The organism is [Phormidium] sp. LEGE 05292, from assembly GCF_015207735.1.
Lineage (GTDB): Bacteria > Cyanobacteriota > Cyanobacteriia > Cyanobacteriales > Aerosakkonemataceae > Floridanema.
In genome coordinates this window covers 1-1792 of sequence record NZ_JADEWG010000325.1, presented here as the reverse complement: position 1 = coordinate 1792, position 1792 = coordinate 1, and the positions used below count along the sequence as shown (strand labels likewise).

The window sequence follows — 1792 nt, the reverse complement described above, 5'->3', positions numbered from 1 at the left end:
GGAAGAAGAATTTTCCCTATACCCTACACCCAAACCCCTATCCCCTGTTGTTGCATCACTCAGAATTAACGATTCATGAGTTCGGATTACGTACTGAATAATAGATTCGGGTAAGTGATTCGCAATTGGATTTGATTGCAACACTCGCGTTGTACAGACCTGCTCGCTCTCATTGAGTTCACAAGCTGCTTCGATCGCCCATTTTCCTGCGTTTTCTAAAATCAAACATCCAGTCTGTGCTCCAGCGTTTTCAATCAGAATCTGCATTAGAGAACTGAGCAATCGCTCCAATTCAATTTCACTTGAAATTGCTTGAGCTGCTTTCATCACTGTCGCTAAATCGAGAGCAGTATGTGAACTGCTTGAGGAAGTTCCAATCGTAGTATGAACTGGTGTAGAAAACATATTTAACGATTGAGAAAACAGGTGAGGATAACGAGTTTCTAAATCTTTAACCTTTGCTATTGCTCCCCATCGTTCATAGCAATAGTGAGCTTCTTTCATGTATGTTTGCGCGATCCTTTGCCGACTTCGTGCCAGATAGTATAAAGCCGCTAACTCGTATGCTAATGCCTCTTCCTGGATATATTCATTTTCTCTAGCTCCTTGAATTGCTTGTTCATAGAATTCCTCTGCTTCAAACCACTGACCTAAAACTCGCATTTTTTCTGCTTCAACCAAATGATATTTATGCAAATAATTCATTGGTGCATGATTTGCCCAGTGCTTCATTTTCTCCTGGCTAACAGCAATTTTTTTGAGGGTTTCTTCTTGTACCTGAGTGCTGCTTCCAGAATAAATGGCGAGTCTTGCTAGAGAACTATAGAGATAGTACAACGCTTCGAGAGGTGTGCCTGTTAGTAGAATTAAATTAGTTTCTGCCAGAGCGGTATTTTGGACGGCTTGAGTATATTCAGCAAAGAGGTAGCATAGAAAAAGTTTATTGAAATATACTGTAAAGATGGTGCTTCCATCATTTGCTACTTCATATTTTGGCAGTTCATTCTCTTCGTTGTAGAACTCACCAATGAGGTAGATTGTATTGATGGAGCGTCCCATTAAGTTGATGATAACTTGGCGAAATATTTGATTCCAAGTTAGTGCTGTCTTTTGTTTGATTCGATGGATTGCTTCACCATAGATCGCCATGTCACGTTCAACTTCTATGAGTTCTTTGCCATTGGCGTAGCATTGAAAACAGTGAGTATAAACACAATAAGCGGCAGACTCTAAATCTCCAGTTTCTAGCCCAATTTGATAACCTTCGAGTAATGGCTTCAATAATTCTCTAGTATGTTTTTTCCAATGGATGATGAAGTCATTTACGAGCAACAATGTTCTAGCTCTGAGTGCGGATGTATAAGGCTGTGATAATAATTTTAGAGCCAACTGACCAAATTGATAGCCCATTTCAATATTGCTGACTACTCCACAGAGAATTAACCCAAAGGTGGCATAAGCAAAGGGAGATGTAAAAGCATTACCATGCTGGATGGACAAATTGACTTGTTTGGCTGCAAGTAGAGGTATCAAGTTAGGGGCAGCAATTTGGGCAGCGATCGTAATCCCCGATAAAATTCTCATTGCCGCTAGCAAGTTTTGCTCGGTCATTTCTGGCAAATAAATTAAGTCGGGTCTTCCGGCATCATGGGGTAAAATGTAGTTAGCACTACATTTTACCCGAAAAGGACGATGGATTTTCATCTAGATACCTTATTAAACTTACCAAACGTTACAGTTTTCACTGCTTATGAAAAAGAAGGATTCTTCATTTTAAAATTAGAGTTGTTAA

Annotated in this window: 1 pseudogene; it reads right to left on the bottom strand. The window is 39.6% G+C overall.

What is annotated here, in order from left to right:
* Positions 1-1704: pseudogene (locus IQ264_RS32360) on the bottom strand (serine/threonine protein kinase); the annotation flags it as partial.
* Between the last annotated feature and the right edge of the window lie 88 nt (positions 1705-1792).